This is a genomic window from Pseudobythopirellula maris (assembly GCF_007859945.1).
In the GTDB taxonomy this organism is placed as follows: Bacteria; Planctomycetota; Planctomycetia; order Pirellulales; family Lacipirellulaceae; genus Pseudobythopirellula; species Pseudobythopirellula maris.
This window is the reverse complement of record NZ_SJPQ01000001.1, coordinates 401,905-418,596: the sequence shown is the minus strand read 5'-3', so window position 1 is coordinate 418,596 and position 16,692 is coordinate 401,905. Positions and strand designations below refer to the sequence as shown.

Annotated in this window: 17 protein-coding genes; 4 read left to right on the top strand and 13 right to left on the bottom strand. The window is 66.2% G+C overall.

The window, feature by feature from the left end:
• Positions 1 to 155: 155 nt before the first annotated feature.
• The 12 genes from Mal64_RS01530 to Mal64_RS01475 all read right to left on the bottom strand — a co-directional run bounded on the left by Mal64_RS01530 (position 156) and on the right by Mal64_RS01475 (position 9,034).
• The gene (locus Mal64_RS01530; protein WP_146396033.1) at positions 156 to 779 is read right to left on the bottom strand and encodes a hypothetical protein; all 624 of its coding nucleotides are present in this window, start codon (positions 777 to 779) and stop codon (positions 156 to 158) included.
• Positions 772 to 2,343 carry a PilN domain-containing protein gene (locus Mal64_RS01525; protein WP_146396030.1) on the bottom strand — a complete coding sequence of 524 codons (1,572 nt, stop codon included), beginning with the start codon at positions 2,341 to 2,343 and terminating at the stop codon, positions 772 to 774. The genes Mal64_RS01530 and Mal64_RS01525 overlap by 8 nt, the downstream gene beginning before the upstream one ends.
• 26 nt (positions 2,344 to 2,369) lie before the next feature.
• Entirely contained in the window at positions 2,370 to 2,738 is a 369-nt protein-coding gene (locus tag Mal64_RS01520) for a hypothetical protein (RefSeq protein WP_146396028.1), read from the bottom strand.
• Positions 2,735 to 3,256, bottom strand: a complete 522-nt coding sequence (locus tag Mal64_RS01515) for a PulJ/GspJ family protein (RefSeq protein ID WP_146396025.1) — start codon at positions 3,254 to 3,256, stop codon at positions 2,735 to 2,737. Before Mal64_RS01515 ends, Mal64_RS01520 begins: the two co-directional genes overlap by 4 nt.
• Positions 3,249 to 3,692 (bottom strand): type IV pilus modification PilV family protein, encoded by a 444-nt coding sequence (locus tag Mal64_RS01510; protein ID WP_146396023.1) that lies wholly within the window; start codon positions 3,690 to 3,692, stop codon positions 3,249 to 3,251. The genes Mal64_RS01515 and Mal64_RS01510 overlap by 8 nt, the downstream gene beginning before the upstream one ends.
• A gap of 138 nt (positions 3,693 to 3,830) precedes the next feature.
• On the bottom strand, positions 3,831 to 4,328 hold the full coding sequence (locus tag Mal64_RS01505; protein ID WP_146396020.1) for a pilus assembly FimT family protein: 498 nt from the start codon (positions 4,326 to 4,328) through the stop codon (positions 3,831 to 3,833).
• Between the two features lie 21 nt (positions 4,329 to 4,349).
• Positions 4,350 to 4,676 carry a competence type IV pilus major pilin ComGC gene (locus Mal64_RS01500; RefSeq protein ID WP_146396018.1) on the bottom strand — a complete coding sequence of 109 codons (327 nt, stop codon included), beginning with the start codon at positions 4,674 to 4,676 and terminating at the stop codon, positions 4,350 to 4,352.
• 117 nt (positions 4,677 to 4,793) lie between these two features.
• Positions 4,794 to 5,126, bottom strand: a complete 333-nt coding sequence (locus tag Mal64_RS01495) for a prepilin-type N-terminal cleavage/methylation domain-containing protein (protein WP_146396016.1) — start codon at positions 5,124 to 5,126, stop codon at positions 4,794 to 4,796.
• Positions 5,127 to 5,131: 5 nt separating this feature from the next.
• Entirely contained in the window at positions 5,132 to 6,283 is a 1,152-nt protein-coding gene (locus Mal64_RS01490; RefSeq protein ID WP_146396013.1) for a type II secretion system F family protein, read from the bottom strand.
• A gap of 28 nt (positions 6,284 to 6,311) precedes the next feature.
• Complete coding sequence (locus tag Mal64_RS01485) at positions 6,312 to 8,000, bottom strand: GspE/PulE family protein (protein WP_146396011.1); 1,689 nt, start codon at positions 7,998 to 8,000, stop codon at positions 6,312 to 6,314.
• 88 nt (positions 8,001 to 8,088) lie between these two features.
• Positions 8,089 to 8,469, bottom strand: coding sequence for a response regulator (locus tag Mal64_RS01480; RefSeq protein ID WP_146396009.1), 381 nt, complete (start codon positions 8,467 to 8,469; stop codon positions 8,089 to 8,091).
• Positions 8,470 to 8,638: 169 nt separating this feature from the next.
• The gene (locus Mal64_RS01475) at positions 8,639 to 9,034 is read right to left on the bottom strand and encodes a CBS domain-containing protein (RefSeq protein ID WP_146396007.1); all 396 of its coding nucleotides are present in this window, start codon (positions 9,032 to 9,034) and stop codon (positions 8,639 to 8,641) included.
• 371 nt (positions 9,035 to 9,405) lie between these two features.
• Here Mal64_RS01475 and Mal64_RS01470 point away from each other — a divergent pair, with 371 nt between their 5' ends.
• Both Mal64_RS01470 and Mal64_RS01465 read left to right on the top strand, forming a co-directional pair.
• Complete coding sequence (locus Mal64_RS01470; RefSeq protein WP_146396004.1) at positions 9,406 to 10,554, top strand: ACP S-malonyltransferase; 1,149 nt, start codon at positions 9,406 to 9,408, stop codon at positions 10,552 to 10,554.
• A gap of 148 nt (positions 10,555 to 10,702) precedes the next feature.
• On the top strand, positions 10,703 to 12,103 hold the full coding sequence (locus tag Mal64_RS01465; RefSeq protein WP_231993551.1) for an anthranilate synthase component I family protein: 1,401 nt from the start codon (positions 10,703 to 10,705) through the stop codon (positions 12,101 to 12,103).
• A 195-nt stretch (positions 12,104 to 12,298) separates the two neighbouring features.
• On the opposite strand, the gene Mal64_RS01460 is transcribed toward Mal64_RS01465, so the two are convergent.
• A complete protein-coding gene (locus Mal64_RS01460) occupies positions 12,299 to 13,828 on the bottom strand; it encodes a CoA-acylating methylmalonate-semialdehyde dehydrogenase (RefSeq protein WP_146395999.1) in 1,530 nt (509 codons plus the stop codon).
• Between the two features lie 313 nt (positions 13,829 to 14,141).
• Here Mal64_RS01460 and Mal64_RS01455 point away from each other — a divergent pair, with 313 nt between their 5' ends.
• Together Mal64_RS01455 and Mal64_RS01450 are read left to right on the top strand one after the other, a co-directional pair.
• Positions 14,142 to 15,014 carry a nitrilase-related carbon-nitrogen hydrolase gene (locus tag Mal64_RS01455; protein ID WP_146395997.1) on the top strand — a complete coding sequence of 291 codons (873 nt, stop codon included), beginning with the start codon at positions 14,142 to 14,144 and terminating at the stop codon, positions 15,012 to 15,014.
• A 192-nt stretch (positions 15,015 to 15,206) separates the two neighbouring features.
• A complete protein-coding gene (locus tag Mal64_RS01450; protein WP_146395994.1) occupies positions 15,207 to 16,667 on the top strand; it encodes a uracil-xanthine permease family protein in 1,461 nt (486 codons plus the stop codon).
• The last annotated feature ends 25 nt before the right edge of the window (positions 16,668 to 16,692 follow it).

Genomic DNA, 16,692 nt, shown 5'->3' with positions numbered 1-16,692 from the left:
CCCTGCTTAGTGTCGGCCCGCCGAGGGGGCGGGTCTGCTCGCTCGCTGGGGGTCCTTCCCCACTTTGTCAATCAGTCGATTCTCTGTCTCGGTTGTTCTGGCGCCGGTCTCCTTGTGGAAAACGCCCGACGCCTCAACCGAGACACGCCAACCGCTCAAGCGACTTTGTCATTCTCCGTCAACGCGAAGTACAGCAGCACGACCTCGAGTTGCACCTCTTCGCCCAGGCGGCTGGTGGGCCGCAGCTCGAACGACTTGATGTGCTTCCACCGCCCGTCGTCATCAAGCGAGCGGACCAGTCGGTCGATCTCGTCCGCGGCGCCGGTGGCCGAGAGCGTGATCGCTCGGGTCTCCAGGTTGTAAGGCTGCTTGCCGGTTCCTTTGGTGGTGGTCGGTTCGAGCGGGTTGTCGCCCGGTCGCCAGGCGTGGCGGCTCGGCTCGCCCAGGTCGAGCCGGCGCAAACGGCAACCCGCCGACCGCGCCGTTTCGACGAACCAGTTCCGCACCTGCGGGGCGTTGGTCTCGTCGACGGTGTTCGCCTCGAGCAGAGCCAACTCGGCCTGCTTGGCTGCAACGAGCACCCGGAGCTTGTCGAGCCCCTCGGCGGCCTCGCTGGCCAGCGCGAGCTCGTGACGCAGTTCCGACCTCTCGTCGTAGAGGCTAATCCTCTCATCGACTTGAGGCAGGATAGTGAAGAGTCCTGTCAGCAATGAAGCGGCTGCGACGATGATCCAGCGCTTTCGGGACAGGAGGACTTTGGCGATTGGGGCGTCATCCACGGCTCTTCTCCGGTGGGGATGCGAAGGCTTTGGTCGTTGTCAGATCAAACTGCACGTCGAAGCTGGTTGTTGGCCCTTGGGGCGATTGACCCGCTCCGGTCGCTTTGAGGGCCGTCTCCGACACCCCCGGCGCTTTGCCAAGGTAGGAAACGAAGTCGTACACACCGCCCTCGGTGTAGCTGTCGCCACGCAAATCGACCCGCTCGTAGTCGCTCAGAGCGAAGTGGTTGATCCAAACATCGCTCGGCAGGCATTGCCGTACGCGTGTCATGACCGTGAAGAGCGACGGCCGGGGCAGCGCGTCGCCCAGTTGGGCTAGGTTTTCCTGCATCGATTCGGTTGACCGCAGGGACTTGCCGAGGGCCATGCTCTCGAGCTGCACCGGCCTGAGGCGTAGGTACTCGCTGTCGAGTTGATCGACCTCCGTGCGGAGGCCCGCATTCCACAACGCCAAAGCCAACGAAGCCGCCAGCACCGCCCCCACGGGGGAGAGCGCACGCAGCACGATGGGCATGAGCGGCGTTTTCACCCGCGCCAGGTAGTCTTCCATCAGGTTCGGGCCGTTCCGCTGGGCGGAGGGCTCGCTGCAACGCAACGCGAGCCCCAGAGCGCCGGTCATCTCCGAGTCGAGCGACTCGGGATCGACTTGCCAGTCGGGGCCGAGATCGCCGATCTCGAAACCCTCGGTTTCGAACTTGGCGGATTGGTCGTCGAGGCTCCGCGTGGCCGACTCGACTTCGTCCCGCTGGCCGATGAGCAAGAGCTTGTCGAGCTTGGCCGATCCCAAACCGTGCAGGCGGTTGCAGTACCGCAGCAACCGCTTGTGATAGTCCGACACGACGGGGCCGAACTCTTCGGCCGTGGCGGCGGCGGTGGGCCGGACCTCGAGCAACGGGATGCCCTGGTAGCAGACGCCCAGGTCGAAGCGGTCCTCGTCGAGGATCACCATGGCGGTGGGGGCGTCGGTCGCGACCCCCATCCGGTCGAGCAAGCGGGCGACCGACACGATCGACGACTCGACCACCTCCAAACGCAAGCCCGCCGCCTCGGCGGCTGTGGCCAACGACGAGACCGTTTGCTCGTTGGCCACCGTGACCAGGCCGTGCTCGTGGCGGGCGTCGATCGGCGTGCGGTGGACCGACAACGCCTTGGGACCCGGGCCGAGCGACAAGTAAAGCTGGCTCCGCTCGCCGAGCGAGGTGAGCTCCTGCTCGACCACCTGCTTGGCGCCGGAAGTCGAGCGCGTGACACAGGCGTCGCAGTTGAGAGTGAACGCCGCCCGGCAGCCCGCCAGCCGGCCCTCGGCGACGAACTCCTTGAGCGCCACGGTCAGCTCGCGCGAGCCGAGCTCGGTGCCTAGTCGCGTCGCCTCGTGGCGCCAGACCTTGGTGCTGGTCTCGACGTGGAAGGCGCCGCTTTTCTCCTGCCGCGTGACGATCACGGCCTTGAGCGTCGACCGGCAGACCTCGATGCAGAGCACGCGCGACTCGCTGTGCTTGCGCCGGGCGCGATCGTCGCGCCGGTCGGGGCTCTGCCGCCGATCTTTGGGGGGTGTGTTGGGCATCGGTTGGTGTCTCGGTTAACGCGTTGTTAGAGTTCGATGGTGGCTTCCAGGGCCCGGGACGTGGCGGAGACCGTTCCCGTCGAGGTGACCGAAACCCCTCCCAGGCCGTTGTCCACCGCCGTGACGCTGTAGCTGAACCCGAAGGCCGACACGTCGACGGTCCCCACCCAGGCGGAGTTGGCCTCCAGCTCGGCCGCGGCTCGGTGGACGCCGGCGCTGGCCATGTAGAGCGCTTGCTCGTGGGCCAGCGTGTTGCGCACGGCCGACCACTCGATCGTTTGCGTGCTGAGGATGTTGACGACCAGCGAGCTGACCGTCGCCAACACAAACAGCGCGATCAGCAGCGTGGCGCCACGACGCTCGGGCGTGCTTCGGTTTTTACGAGTGCGGTTCACCATGATCGCATCCAGAGGGTCGAGCCGATCGTGCGCGTGGCGCCCGACGACGGGATCGTGGTTCCCACGCTGCAGCGTATCGCTTGCACTTCCGAGGGGTCGTCGGCCGTGGTCGACCCGTCGGCCAGCAACCCTTCGAACGTGAGTGTGTCGATGCCGAAAGCGAGCGGCGACGTCGTGCCGGCCGCTTGCGACGAGTAGTTCACCGTGTCGCTGTCGAGCTCCCAGCCGATAGTGTCGCCGCTCTTGGTGAGCACCTCGAGCGACCCGGCCGGGTCGCCGCTCGCGCTGATCGACACCACCATGTCCGCCTGTCGGCAGGCGCGTGTCAGGTGACGCAGCACGGCGCTGGCTTGTTCGGCCTGCTCGGCGTCGCCCTGGTGCAGGGTCCAAACCGCGTAGGACGAACGCAGCACCACGACCGTCGACGTGACGAGCGCGGCGCTCAACGTGGTGGCGAGCATCATCTCGAGCAGCGAGAAACCCCGCCGCGACTGTTGCGACTTGGGCTTAGCCATGAACGGCGTTCTCGTAGGTGAACAGTTTGGCGACCTGCGTGGCGAGCATCAGCTGGCGTTCGTTCGAGTCCATCGAGTTGTTGCCGTTCTCGTCGTGGTAGACATAGACGGCCAGCACCATCAAGCGGTCGGGGATCCCGTGGTAGCCGGCGCTGTCGCTGCGGATCGCCGTGTATCGGACCTCGGGGTAGCCCTCGGTCGCGTAGTCGCCGGTGAAGGTTCCTTCGGTCCAATCGCTCGCGGCCTCGACCATCTGGGCCTCCATTGTGCTCACCGCCAGGGTGACCATCGCCCGTTGCCGATCGAGTTCCTTGCTGAGCAGCATCCCACTCTGGAGCAGCTCGAGTGTGGCGACAAGCGTGCCCCCCACGAGCGCCGTGGCGGCCACGACCTCGATGAGCGAGAAGCCCGTTCTATTTGGGGGGCGGCGATGCATGGAAACGGAAAGGGGCGTGCGGGGGATGGGCCGCCGCTGCGGACAGGAAACACCCTGTGCGCGCAGCGGGGCGCGCTGCAGAAACATAGCTCGCCCCCTCGGGCGGTCAAAAACGGCGACCGCATCTGGCGGCCCGCATCACGGCGCAAACCGTTGCGACCGGAGGGCGCCGGTCGCCTGGTACAGGGTGATCACCCAGTAGGCGGTGGAGCTGTCGACGCGCACCGTCGAACCGCCGGAAGACCCGCTCACGGCCCCCTCGAAGTCGTAGGTCCAGGCCGTGTCGGCCGAGGTGACGGTCACCCCCTGGGGGACGGCGACCGTTTCGTCGGCCGCGGCGTCGCCGCCGGGCAGGTCGCGCATCAGCGTGTGCGAGACGATCTCGCCGCTGTCGCTGGCGAAAGCCACGTAGTGGTCATCGCCGGTGGCGATCGCCCGCCGCTGAGCCTGGCGCAGGTCGAGCACCAGCCGCCGGGTGTAGCCCTCGGCTCGGGTCGTGCCGAGGGTCGTGCTGCCGTATCGCTGCAGCGCCATCGTGGCGACCAGGCCGATGACCGCGACCGTGGCGGTGAGCTCCAGCAACGAAAAAGCACGCCACCGCTGGCGGTGGCGTGCTGTGGGTATCGATTGAATCATGAGCGGTTGGTCCGCCTGGGCTCACGGAGCGATGCGCTTCGAGGTGGCGTCCATCGCGTACGGGGCGCTGGCGTTCAGCGGGTTCTCCGGCAGGCCGTCGGGGAAGTAGTCCGTCGTGTTCAGCTCGGTCAAGTTTGCCGAGGGCCAGTCGTTGGTGGCGATGTAGTAACGCTCGATCGCCGAGTTCAGGGTCGCCCGGTTGTGGGCGTCGACCTTCTCTTTGGCCGTCGTCGTGGAGACCGTGACGCGGGGCACGACGATCGCGGCGATGACGCCCAGGATCGTGACCACGGCCAACAGTTCCATGAGCGAGAAGCCGCCGCGTCCTTTATTCTTACGTGTAGCCATAACAGTTACCTGCAGATGCTGTAGTCGTGTAACTCAGTAGGATAGTGTGCCGATAGTCAAGTTGCTGATACTGGAAGATAGGTCGCTAGCAGACGCTGCAAAGTGAAACAGAAAAAATTAGTGATTGTGCCCGTTCACGAGGCCCGTATTGGTGTCGATTGTGTAGCTTGTGCCGTCTATCGGGCATGTGGGGATCCCCTCGGGGAAATAATCGGGATCGACTTCGATGTCTGACAAATCGCTGAGCGGGAACTCATCGTTGTGGAACCACCACAAATGAGCCTGCGACTCGACGAGGCGCTTGTTCACGTGGCAGACGGTGGCCTGGGAATTGTCGACGTGGATCGAGACACGCGGCACGATGATCGCGGCGAGCACGCCCAGCACGACGACCACCGCCATCAGCTCGAGCAGCGAGAAGGCGCCGCGGCTAGTATGGGAAGGGCTCATGGGCGTTATCCAACCGTGTTGATCATGTCGAACATGGGCAAGTAGATCGCCAGCAGGATCGCCGCGACGGCCGACGCCAGGCCGATCGTCAAGACCGGCTCGATCACGCCGACCGCGATCGTGCTCTTGCGCTCGATCTCGTGCCGCAGGTGTTCACGCACGTGCGAGGTCGCACGCACCAGGTTGCCGGTCTGCTCGCCGACGATGATCAGCTGGCTGACCATCGGCGGGAAGAGCGCGGCGTGGGTCTCGACCTGCCGACTGAACCGCTCGCCGCGTTGCACGGCGCGTTGCAGGTCGACGGCGCCCGCCTTCATCGCTCGGTTGCTGACCGAGTCGCTCGCCTCGCGCAAGGCCTCGGCCAGCGTGAAGCCGGCGCCCATCAGGTTGCCGAGCACGTCCATCAGCTGCAGCAACGCGGCGTCGCGGATCCACGGCCCGAGGAGCGGCAGACGCAAGATGCGGTCGTCCATGGCGCGGGCGAGCGCCTCCCTGCGTCGGAGCGCCCCGAATACGAGGAAGCTCGTGGCGACAGCGAGCAGCACGGCCCACCAGTAAGTCTGGACCACCGAGCCGATCTGGATCAAAAACCGCGTGATCCACGGCAACGGGACTTGCGACTTGCGGTAAGTCTCTTCGAAGACCGGCACCACGTACGCCAGCAAGAACGCCACCACGCCCGAGCCGATCACCGCCAGGGTGACCGGGTAGGCGAGCTTCTTGAGCACTTCTTCGCGTAGGCGGCCCGCTTGCTTGCGTTGTTCGGCGATGTTGGCGAGGCACTCGGCCAGGGCGCCGGCGCGCTCGCCCACACGGACCTGGCTGAGCACGATCGAATCGAACGACTCGTCGGCCGTTTGCAAGGCTTGGCTGAACGACCCGCCCGCCTCGATCTGCCGGCGGATCTTCGCAAAGATCGCCTTGCGTCGCTCGAGACTCTTCTCCTGCTCTATGGCGGTGAGCGCCTTGGCGAGCGGCACACCGTTGCCGATCAGAGTCGCGAGGCTGCTGAAAAAGTACGTCACCTCGTCGCGTGAGAGCTTCTCCGAGCGGCGCAACGAGAGACCCTTCAGGCGAGCGAACAAGTCCGCCGCCTCGCGTCCGGCGGGGCCGGCGCCGAGGGTGTTGAGTCGTTTTTTAGTGGCGATCGATCGCACGCTTCTCGGGTCCTACGCTGCGGGGGCTTTAGCTGCTGATCTTGTAGAAGACTTCTTCGAGGGTGGTCTTGCCGGCGAGCACCTGCTCCATGCCGGCCTGGGCCAACTCGACCATGCCCTCGCCGCGGGCGATCTGGCGGAGTTGCGTCGCCGGCATACCCTTCTCGACCGCCTCGGCCAGAGCCGGGCTCATTTCCATGATCTCGTAGATCGGGATCCGCCCCATGTAGCCCGTGCCCAAGCACTTCTTGCAGCCGCGGCCGCGGAAGAAGACGGCGTCCGCGGGCACTTTGGTGTTGTGCGAGAGCGATTTGAGCAGCGACTCGTTAGGCTCGACCGGCTCTTTGCACGCCGGGCAAATCGATCGCAGCAGCCGTTGGGCGACCGAGCCCAGCAAGGCGCCGCCGATCTTGAAGTTGTCGATCCCCAGGTCGCCCAACCGGGCGACGGCGCCGATGGCGTCGTTCGTGTGCAGCGTGCTGATGAGCAGGTGGCCGGTGAGCGACGCCTGCACGGCGGTCGTGGCGGTCTCGTGGTCACGGATCTCGCCGACCATCACCACGTCGGGGTCCTGACGCATGATGTACTTCAGCGCGTTGGCGAACCCGAGACCGTGGTCGTTGTCCGACGCGACCTGATTGACGCCGCTCAGCCGGTACTCGACCGGGTCCTCCACCGTGACGATGTTGCGGCTCACGGCGTTGAGCTTCGAGAGCACGGCGTACATGGTCGTTGACTTGCCCGAGCCCGTGGGACCGGTCACCACGATCATGCCGTGCGGCTTGGCGATCAGGCGGTTGACCGCCTTGAGATCGCGGGCGCCAAGGCCCAACGATTCGAGATCGAAGCTGCGTCCCCCCTCGTCGAGCAGTCGCATGACGACCTTCTCGCCGCCCACCGTGGGGATGGTGCTCACCCGGAAGTTGACGTTCGAGCCCGCCTCGGTGATTGTCAGCCGGCCGTCTTGCGGGCGGCGGTTCTCGGTCGTGTCCATGTCGGCCATCACCTTGATGCGCGCGACGACCGCCTCTTCGGTGTGGTTCGGGATCGTCATGACCGCTTGCAACTCGCCGTCAACACGATAGCGGACCCGCATCTCGGGCGTGTGCGGTTCGAGGTGGATGTCGCTGCAGTTGGCGTTGATGGCGCCCATCAAGATCGATCGCACGAGCCGCACCACCGGCGCCTGTTCTTCTTCGGCGACCACCGGGGCGGCGGTGTCGACGTCGGTGAGGTGCTCGGCCGATTCGAGGTCGGCCATCTTCATGTCGACGATCGTCTGCCGGGCCACCAGCCGGTCGTCAAAACCGCGGTCGAGCGCCGCGTTGACGGCTGTCTCCAACGCGACCATCGGCCGCACTTGGTAGCCGGTGATCAGCTCGGTCTCGCAGATCGTGTCGATGTCGTCCGGCATGACCATGGCGAGCCGCAGCTCGCCGCCGCTCACACCGACCGGCACGCAGCAACGTGTGCGGGCCAGGTCTTCGGGGAGCAACCGGGCGACCTGCGGGTTGACGGCCTGCGGCACGAGGTCGAGGTAGGGAACGCCGTACTGCTCGGCCAGCGCGTCGCCGAGTTGGTCGAGTGAGATCAGGCTGCGGCGCAGCAAGATCTGGCCGAGCATGCCGCGCTCCGAGCCTTGCGAGGCGAGCGCCGCTTCGAGTTGGGCCTGAGTGACCAGGCCTTTTCGCACCAGGATGTCGCCGAGCCGGGCCATGCGTCGCTTAGGGAGGGGCGTTGGGGTGAGGGCGTTGAGGTGGGATGCGGCTGTGGCTGTGGCTTGCCGCGGCGTTGTGCGGTCTTGCTTAGGCGGTAGTCGACGTGAGTCGCAGCAGCTTCTGTTCAAGAACGATCGGGTCGAAAGGCACCACCAGGTAGTCGTCGGCCCCGGCGTTGAAGGCGCGCTGCACGTCGTCCAACTCGGCGTTGGGCGAGAGCATCATCACCGGCACGTCGCCGGTTCGCAGGTCATTGCTCAGCCGGTCGATCAACTCCATGCCGTCGATGTCTGGCAGGTAGTGGCCGACGACGACCGCGTCGGGCAGGCCCTCTTGGATCGCCAGCAACGCCTCTTCGGCGCTGCCGCGGCTCTCGACCACGTAGCCGAGCAGCTCGAGGCGGAACGCGGTGATTTCGCGCAGCGTCGGGTCTTCTTCGACCAGCAGGATTTGCTTCGCTTCGCCCATGGGGCAGGGGGGCGGGCCGGGGCCCGGTATCGGGGGTGGAGTCGTGAGTGGCGGCGGCGCGTTGAACGCCTGCTATACCTAGCTCGCGTGGGCCGACAGTCAACTCGTCCGCCCCTCCAGCCCGACAACCGTCAGAACCGGCGCACCCGAGAGAAAGCGTCCAGGCGTCTCAGCAGGCGCCGGCCGGCGCCTCGGCCTCGTGGAGCGCCTTGAGAACGTCGCGTCGCGCGACCAAGCCAACGAGCTTGCCGTCTTTGAGAACCGGCAATCGACGCACGCGGTTGACGATGCAGAGGTCGGCGATGCGGTTGACCGGCGTGTCGTAGTCGACCGTGATGACCTCGCAAGTCATGTGCTGCGCAACGGTCTGGCGCGTGATGCTTTGGTCGTAAGCCAACGCCAGCATGGCGAATTCCGTCACAATCCCCACCAGCTGGCCCTGGTCGTCCGTCACGGGCAGGCCACTGTAGCCGTGCTCGACCAGCTTCTCGATCGCGTCGTGGATCGTGTTTTGCGGCCCGATCGTGGTCAGCGACGGGGTCATGATGTCTTTGGCTGTCAGCATGGTAGAGCCTCGGCGTGCGGCGTTTACTTGGGGTACTGAATGCTCAAGCGATGCCAGCCGAAGGTCTGCCCTTGGTGCGCTGGCTCATCTGCGCGGCGTTGGCGAGCGGAGCCAACAGCATAAGATTAGCTCACGGGTTAGCGCTGAGGCCGCAGCGCGACCACAAGCTCAGCATCGTCCCAAGGGGCTCTAGAACGCCGGTTCGTGTCACGCCGCACGATCGTTAGAATGCTCCTGAGCGAATCGCCCCAACGGGAATAGAGCAAAGGTCTCGCCAGTGACGTAGAGATCGTAGAGAGATTGCAGCGCGCCGACGCGTTGCGGCCGCCCCGAGGCTCATCGAACGATCCCACCCACGGCGAGACAGCCCGATGCACGACGGCCTGCTCAACGCTCACGCCGGCTCGGCCGCCTACGCGTTCCGTGGCTACAACGTGACGAACCTCGGCCGCACCCCCGAGCTGCTGGCCTGCCCGCCGTACCGGGCGATCGTCGAGCGTTGCCTGCGGCAAGCGGGCGAAGCGTGTTCCGAGGCGACCGGCCAGCGCGTTGACCTCGTTAATCGTGTCGTGCGGCGTGAGGAGGCCGACCTGCCGCACTACGCCGAGGCGGTGGCGATCGTGTTCGCCGCCGAGCTGGCGCAGATCGAACTGCTGCGCGAAGCGCACGGCGTCGACTTTCGCGACGGCAAGCTCGCGCTCGGCTACAGCCTGGGCGAACTGGCGGCGCTGGCCTGTGCGGGCGCGGCGTCGCCCGAGACGGTGCTCAGCATCCCGCTAGCGATGGCCGCCGACTGCGCTTCGCTCGCCGGCGGTTCCGAGATGGGAGTCGTTTTCTCACGAGGCGAAGCGCTCGACGAGAACGCCGTCGGCCTGCTATGCGAAGAGGTGACCGCCGACGGCGCGGGGACGGTCGCCATCTCGGCGGTGCTCTCGCCCAATACGCTGCTGGTGATCGGCCAAGGCCAGACGATTGCCGCTTTAAAGGGCCGGCTGCGGGATCGCTTCGCGCGACGCGTGAACCTGCGGCTGAACGACTCGAGCTGGCCGCCTCTGCACACGCCTATCGTCCGCCAGAAGCACGTGCCCGATCGCGCATCGCTGATGATCGAGCGGCTGAAGCTTTGCGACACGCAACTGCGGCCGCGCATCGTCTCGCTGGTGACGGGCCAAACGGCCTACCACGACGGGCGGACCCGCCAGCTGCTGCGTGACTGGGTCGACCACCCGCAGCGGCTGTGGGACGGCGTGCGTTGCGTGCTTAGCAGCGGGGCCGGGGTGCTTGTGCACGTCGGTCCCGAGCCGAACCTGATCCCGGCGACGTTCCGGCGTTTGGCCGAGAACGTGCGGCAACAGACGAGCGCCTGGTCGCTGAGCGGCATGGGCATGCGGGCGATCGAACGGGCGACCCGCCGCCCCTGGTTGGGCGCCATGTTGCCGGTCTCCACGAGCCTGCTGCGGGCTCCCAACCTCAAGCACGTGGTCCTCGAAGATTGGCTGCTGGAGCACGCGCCGGGCTAGGAGGTACGCATTGCCGCAGTCTCGCATGAGCGGGGGGCTGTTATTCGTCGAGCCATGATCGCTAGAGAGCCCCACGGCGGGGTTTGTCTGATCCGGCTACGGCGGATAGCTCGTCGGCTAGGCCCTAATGCGCTACGATAGCTGGGCTATGAGCCACGCCGTCGCCCAAGAGCTCGATTCTGCATTGCAACCTTGCGACGTGCTGCGCGCGTTCGGCAGCCTGCCGGGGCTCGTTTTCTTCGACAGCGCCGCGCAAGGCGAGACGGCCCGCTATTCGTTCGTCGCCGCCGACCCGTACGAGTGGAGCACGCTGGGCGCTGCCGACGCCGATCGCCACGGCGCCCGCTGGCTGGCCGCCCTCGAGCGGCGTCTCGCCGAGCAACGCTGCGAAACGATCGCCGGCCTGCCGCCGTGGCAGGGGGGCGCCGCGGGGCTGCTGGGGTACGATCTGGGGCGCGCTTTTGAACGCATCCCCAAGGCGCGCTGGAACGAGTTCCAAACCCCTGCTGCGGCGGTTGGCCAGTACGATGTCGTGTTGGCCTTTGATCACCAACGGCAGCGCGCTTGGATCATTTCGCAAGGGGCGCCCGAGAAGACACCCGGCGCTCGCCGCCGTCGCGCTCGCCGGCGGTTGGAGCAGTTTCTCGGTCTGCTGAAGCGAGGCCCTCAAGCGACAGCCGCACACGCCGCGCCGCGCGAGTTGCATGTCGAGCAACTCGCTCCATGCTACGAGACGCCCGCCGACGGTGTGCTGAGTAACTTCTCACGCGATGGTTACCTCGCCGCGGTGCGTCGCGCCGTCGACCACATCCACGCGGGCGACGTGTTCCAGGTGAACCTCTCGCAGCGGCTCCTTAAACGGGCGCCCAGTGAGTCGCCCGTCGACGTGTACCTGAGCCTCCGCGAGCGCAACCCGGCGCCGATGGCCGGCTACCTCGACGGCGGCGATTGGCAACTGATGAGCGCCTCGCCCGAGCGGTTCGTTCGTGTCGGGGAGCGGCAGGTCGAGGCTCGCCCTATCAAGGGGACCCGTCCCCGCGGCAGTAACGACGCGGCCGATGAACGTTTAGCCAACGAGCTGCGCTCGTCCGAGAAGGACCGCGCCGAGAACGTGATGATCGTCGACCTGATGCGCAACGACCTGTCGCGCGTTTGCACGGACGAATCGGTCGAGGTCCCGGTGCTGTGGGGCGTCGAGCGTTTCGCCCACGTGCAGCACCTGGTGTCGGTGGTCACCGGCGAGCTGCGAGCGGGGCAGGGGGCCTTGGATCTCGTCCGCGCGGCCTTCCCCGGCGGCTCGGTGACCGGGGCGCCGAAGATCCGCTCTTGCGAGCTGATCGCCGAACTCGAGCCGACCGCCCGCGGCGCCTACTGCGGCTCGCTTTTTTACCACGGCTTCGACGGCGCGATGGACTCGAGCATCCTCATACGCACCGTCACCCGAACGAAGGGCTGGCTGCAAGCGCCCGTGGGGGGCGGCGTGGTAGCCGACTCCGACCCGCAGGCCGAATACGAAGAGACGTGGCACAAAGCCAGCGGGCTCTTCTAATGCGAATCGCACGGATGCGTAGGGTGTGGGCGGTGTGATTCGACGTCGATATGGCGAAAACAACGCTACGGCTACCAGTAGTGCGATCTAATGCCCTGTAGGGAACGCCCTCTGTGGCGTTCCGGCGCCGGGTACACGCTCATCCGCCAGGGTTCGGAACGCCACAGAGGGCGTTCCCTACAGCCAGCTATTTCTTTACTTCCGCTTTTCCGCCCAGACCGGGTCGAGGTGCGAGTCCTCCTGCCGCGGCCAGCGGGTGAGCGTCACTTTCTGGCGGGTATAGAACTGGATGCCCTCTTTGCCCTGCACGTGCAGGTCGCCGAAGAACGATTGGTTCCAACCGGTGAACGGAAACCACGCCATCGGCGCCGGCACGCCGACGTTCACGCCGATCATGCCGGCGTTGAAACGCTGCTTGAACTCGCGGGCGGCGTAGCCGCTCTGGGTGAAGATCACGGCGCCGTTGCCGTACTCGCAGCCGTCGCCTAGGGCCAACGCCTCGTCGAGCGAGTCGACTCGTGACACGCTCAGCACCGGGCCGAAGATTTCTTCCTTCGCCACCCGCATCGCGGGCGCCACGCGGTCGACCACGCTCGGGCCGATGACAAAGCCATTCGAAGCTCCGTCCGCCTTGCGGCCGTCGAGCGCCACGGTGGCTCCATCTTCGGCGGCGATGTCGAGGTACGAGGCGACCCGGTCGCGGTGCTCTTTGCGGATCACGGGGCCCATGCCGAGCGACTCGGCGGCGGCGTTCACCCCGGGGTCGCTCGCCCCGACGGTCATCGCGGCGCCGTGGGTGACGAGGCCTTCGACAAGCGGGTCGCCCGCGGCGCCAACCGCCACCGCTAGGCTGCCCGCCATGCAGCGCTGCCCGGCGCAGCCGTACGCGCTCGCGGCGAGCTGCTTGACCGTTTGGTCCATGTCGGCGTCGGGCATGATCACCAGGTGGTTCTTCGCCCCGCCGGCCGACTGCACCCGCTTGCCGTGACGCGTGCCGGTCTCGTAGACGATCTTCGCGACCGGCGTGGAGCCGACGAACGAGATCGCCGCGACCTTCGGGTGTGTGAGCAGCGTCTCGACGCACTCCTTGGCGCCGTGGGCGATGCTCAGCACGCCGTCGGGCAGGCCTGCTTCGATAAGCAGCTCGCCCAAACGCACGGCCGAGAGCGGCACCTTCTCCGAGGGCTTCAGCACGAATGTGTTGCCGCAGGTGATCGCCACCGGGAACATCCACAGCGGCACCATGTTGGGGAAGTTGTAAGGCGTGATCCCCGCGCAAACTCCCACGGGATGCCGCACGCACTCGGCGTCGACGCCGCGGGCGATGTCGGGCAGTGAGTCACCCATCAGCATCGCGGGGATGCCGGCGGCGAACTCAACCATTTCGAGACCGCGCTGCACCTCGGCCCGCGCCTCGGCGAGTGTCTTGCCATGCTCCCGTGTGACGAGCACCGAGAGCTCCTCGAAGTGCTCCTCCATCAATTGCCGGTAGCGGAACATCACCCTGGCGCGCTCGACCACGGGCGTGGCCGCCCAAGCTGGGAGAGCGGCCGCCGCCGCTTCGATGATTTCAGCGGTCTCCGACGCGCCGAGCAGCGGGGTGCGGGCGATCACCTGGCCCGTGGAGGGGTTGTAAACCTCCTCGTAGCGGTCGGCCGCGGGGGTCGACCATTTGCCACCGGAAAGAACGGGGACGGTCGTGAGCGTGGGGGCCTGGGCGGGCATGGCGGACGTTCTCGGCGGGGACAAAGAAAGCTGGCTTCTCGTTACGATTGCGTTAAGATAATCGCTCCGACAGCCCCGACCAAGCATGGCCGGCGGCCCCGCCCAGGCTTCCCAAGTAATAGAACCGCCAAGACGCCAAGAACGCCAAGGAAACCAACTGTAGGGAACGCCCTCCGTGGCGTTCCGAGCCCCGGCGGGTGAGCGTGTACCCGGCGCCTGGAACGCCACAGAGGGCGTTCCCTGCAGGCAAGCTTCCTTCCCTAGCGATCTTGGCGCCGCAAGCGGTTCCCCACCTGAACTCAGCGAGACACGCATGGCACGGCTCGTCCGCGGCGCTCTGATCCAAGCCACCACCTGCGAGCCGGTCACCTCGGGGGTGGCCAAGGTCAAGCAGGCGATGATCGACAAGCATGTCGACCTGATCGCCCAGGCCGCGGAGAAGGGCGCCCAAGTCTGCTGCCTGCAGGAGCTGTTCTACGGCCCCTACTTCTGCGCCGAACAAGACATCAAGTGGTACGAGCTCACCGAGCCCGTGCCCGACGGGCCGACCGTCAAGCTGATGTGCGAACTGGCCAAGAAGCACAGCATGGTCTTGGTCGTGCCGATGTACGAAGAGGACCTGCCGGGCGTGTACTACAACACCGCCGCGGTGATCGACGCCACCGGCGAGTACCTCGGCAAGTTCCGCAAGATCCACATCCCGCACTGCAACCCCGGCTTCTGGGAGAAGTTTTACTTCCGTCCCGGCAACCTGGGTTACCCGGTGTTCGACACCGCGGTGGGCAAGGTCGGCGTTTACATCTGCTACGACCGCCACTTCCCCGACGGCGCGCGCTGCTTGGGGCTGGGTGGCGCCGAGATCGTGTTCAACCCGTCGGCCACCGTGGCGGGCCTCAGCGAGTACCTCTGGAAGCTCGAGCAGCCGGCCCACGCGGTGGCGAACCAGTACTTTGTCGGCGCGATCAACCGGCCCGGTTGGGAAGAGCCGTGGCGGATCGGCGAGTTCTACGGGCAGAGCTACTTCGTCGACCCCCGCGGCCAGTTCATCGCCCAGAGCGACAAGCGAGACGAGGACGACATCGTCGTGGTCGACATGGACTTGGACCTCATACGCGAGGTGCGCAATACCTGGCAGTTCTTCCGCGACCGCCGGCCGGAGACGTACGGCGCGATCACTGAGTTGTAAGGATTAACCACAGAGAGCACAGAGGGCACAGAGAAAATTAGAGAGAAGAATTAGCCGCGGAAGAACGCGGATGAAGCGGATCGTCGCAGATCGAAGCGAACTGCATCCGCGTCAATCCGCTCAATCAGCGTTCATCCGCGTCCCATTCGTAGGCTTCTCCGTGTTCTCTGTGCTCTCTGTGGTGAATAGTTTATGAGCAAAGCGACCGTTATCTACGGCCTCGACGACAAGCCGCCCTTGGGCCGCGCGGTGGTGCTTGGCTTGCAGCACGTGCTGACGATGTTTGGCTCGACCGTCGCCGTGCCGTTGCTGCTCGCGCCGGCGATGGGGATGGGGCCGCACGAGACGGCGCTACTGATTTCGAGCGTGATGCTCTGCAGCGGCGTGGCGACGCTGTTGCAGTCGACCCTCGGCTCGCGGCTGCCGATCATCCAGGGCGTCAGTTTTTCGTTCCTGGCGGCTTTCAGTGGGGTGATCATCCCCACCGTGCTGCGGCCCGTGGACGAGGGGGGCCTGGGGGGCGACGGCGCCATGTGCATGCAGTACATCGCCGGCGCCGTGATCGTTGGAGCCATTTGCGAGATGGCGATCGGCTTCTCGGGGCTGATGGGCGCGATGAGAAAGTACCTCTCGCCGGTGACCGTCGGCCCGGTGATCATGCTGATTGGGCTGGCGCTCTATCAGGCGGGGGCCCCCGTGGCGGCGAGCCACTGGCCGACGAGCATCCTCACGATGACGCTGATCATCTTGTTCTCGCTGGTCTGGTCGCGGGCTTACCGTGTGTTCCAGCTGTTCCCGCTCTTGATCGCTATCCTGCTGGCGGTCGGTGTTTGCGGCGTGCTCACGGCGACCGGCAACTACGGTGCTGATCACCCGGCGCGGGTGAGCTTCGAGGCGGTTGAGAATGCCGAGATGCTGCGCACCACGACAGTTTTCTTCCCGTGGGGCTGGCCGCTGTTCTCCTCGGCGTTCATCGTCGCGGTGCTGGCCGGCTATCTGGCCTCGATGATCGAGTCGTTCGGCGACTACCACGCCTGCAGCCACATGGCGGGCGGCGGCGATCCGACGCCCGAGCAGATCTCGCGCGGCATCGGGTTTGAAGGCGTCGGCTGTGCGCTCACGGGTTTACTCGGGGGCTTCAGCTCGACCAGCTACTCGGAGAACGTCGGCCTCGTGGGCCTCACCAAGGTCGGCAGCCGGTATGTCGTGCAGATCGCGGCGGTGATTCTCATTCTGCTTGGCATGTTCGGCAAGTTCGGCGCGGTGGCGGCGGCGATCCCGCAGCCGGTCGTAGGCGGGCTCTACTGCGTGATGTTCGGTCTCATCAGCGCGGTCGGCGTGCGGCAGTTCGCCAAGGCCGACCTCGACAGCGACCGCAACCTGCTGATCGGCGGCTTCGCCCTCTTTATGGGGCTCAGCGTGCCGGCCTACTTCAACAGCGAGGCGGGCGCCGCACTGCTTGCGAGCGTGCCGTGGGGCATGGGCGACGTGCTCGGCGCCGTCGGCAAGACCGGCATGGCCGTGGCGGCCATCTTGGGCATCGTGCTAGACAACTGGATCCACGGCGACGACGCGGAACGCGGCTTGGTCGATGCCGAACAGCGCGGCCCCGGCACGCTCGTTAGCGAAGCGGGGGATGTTGACGCGGTTTAGTAAACAATTGACAGGATGACAGGAT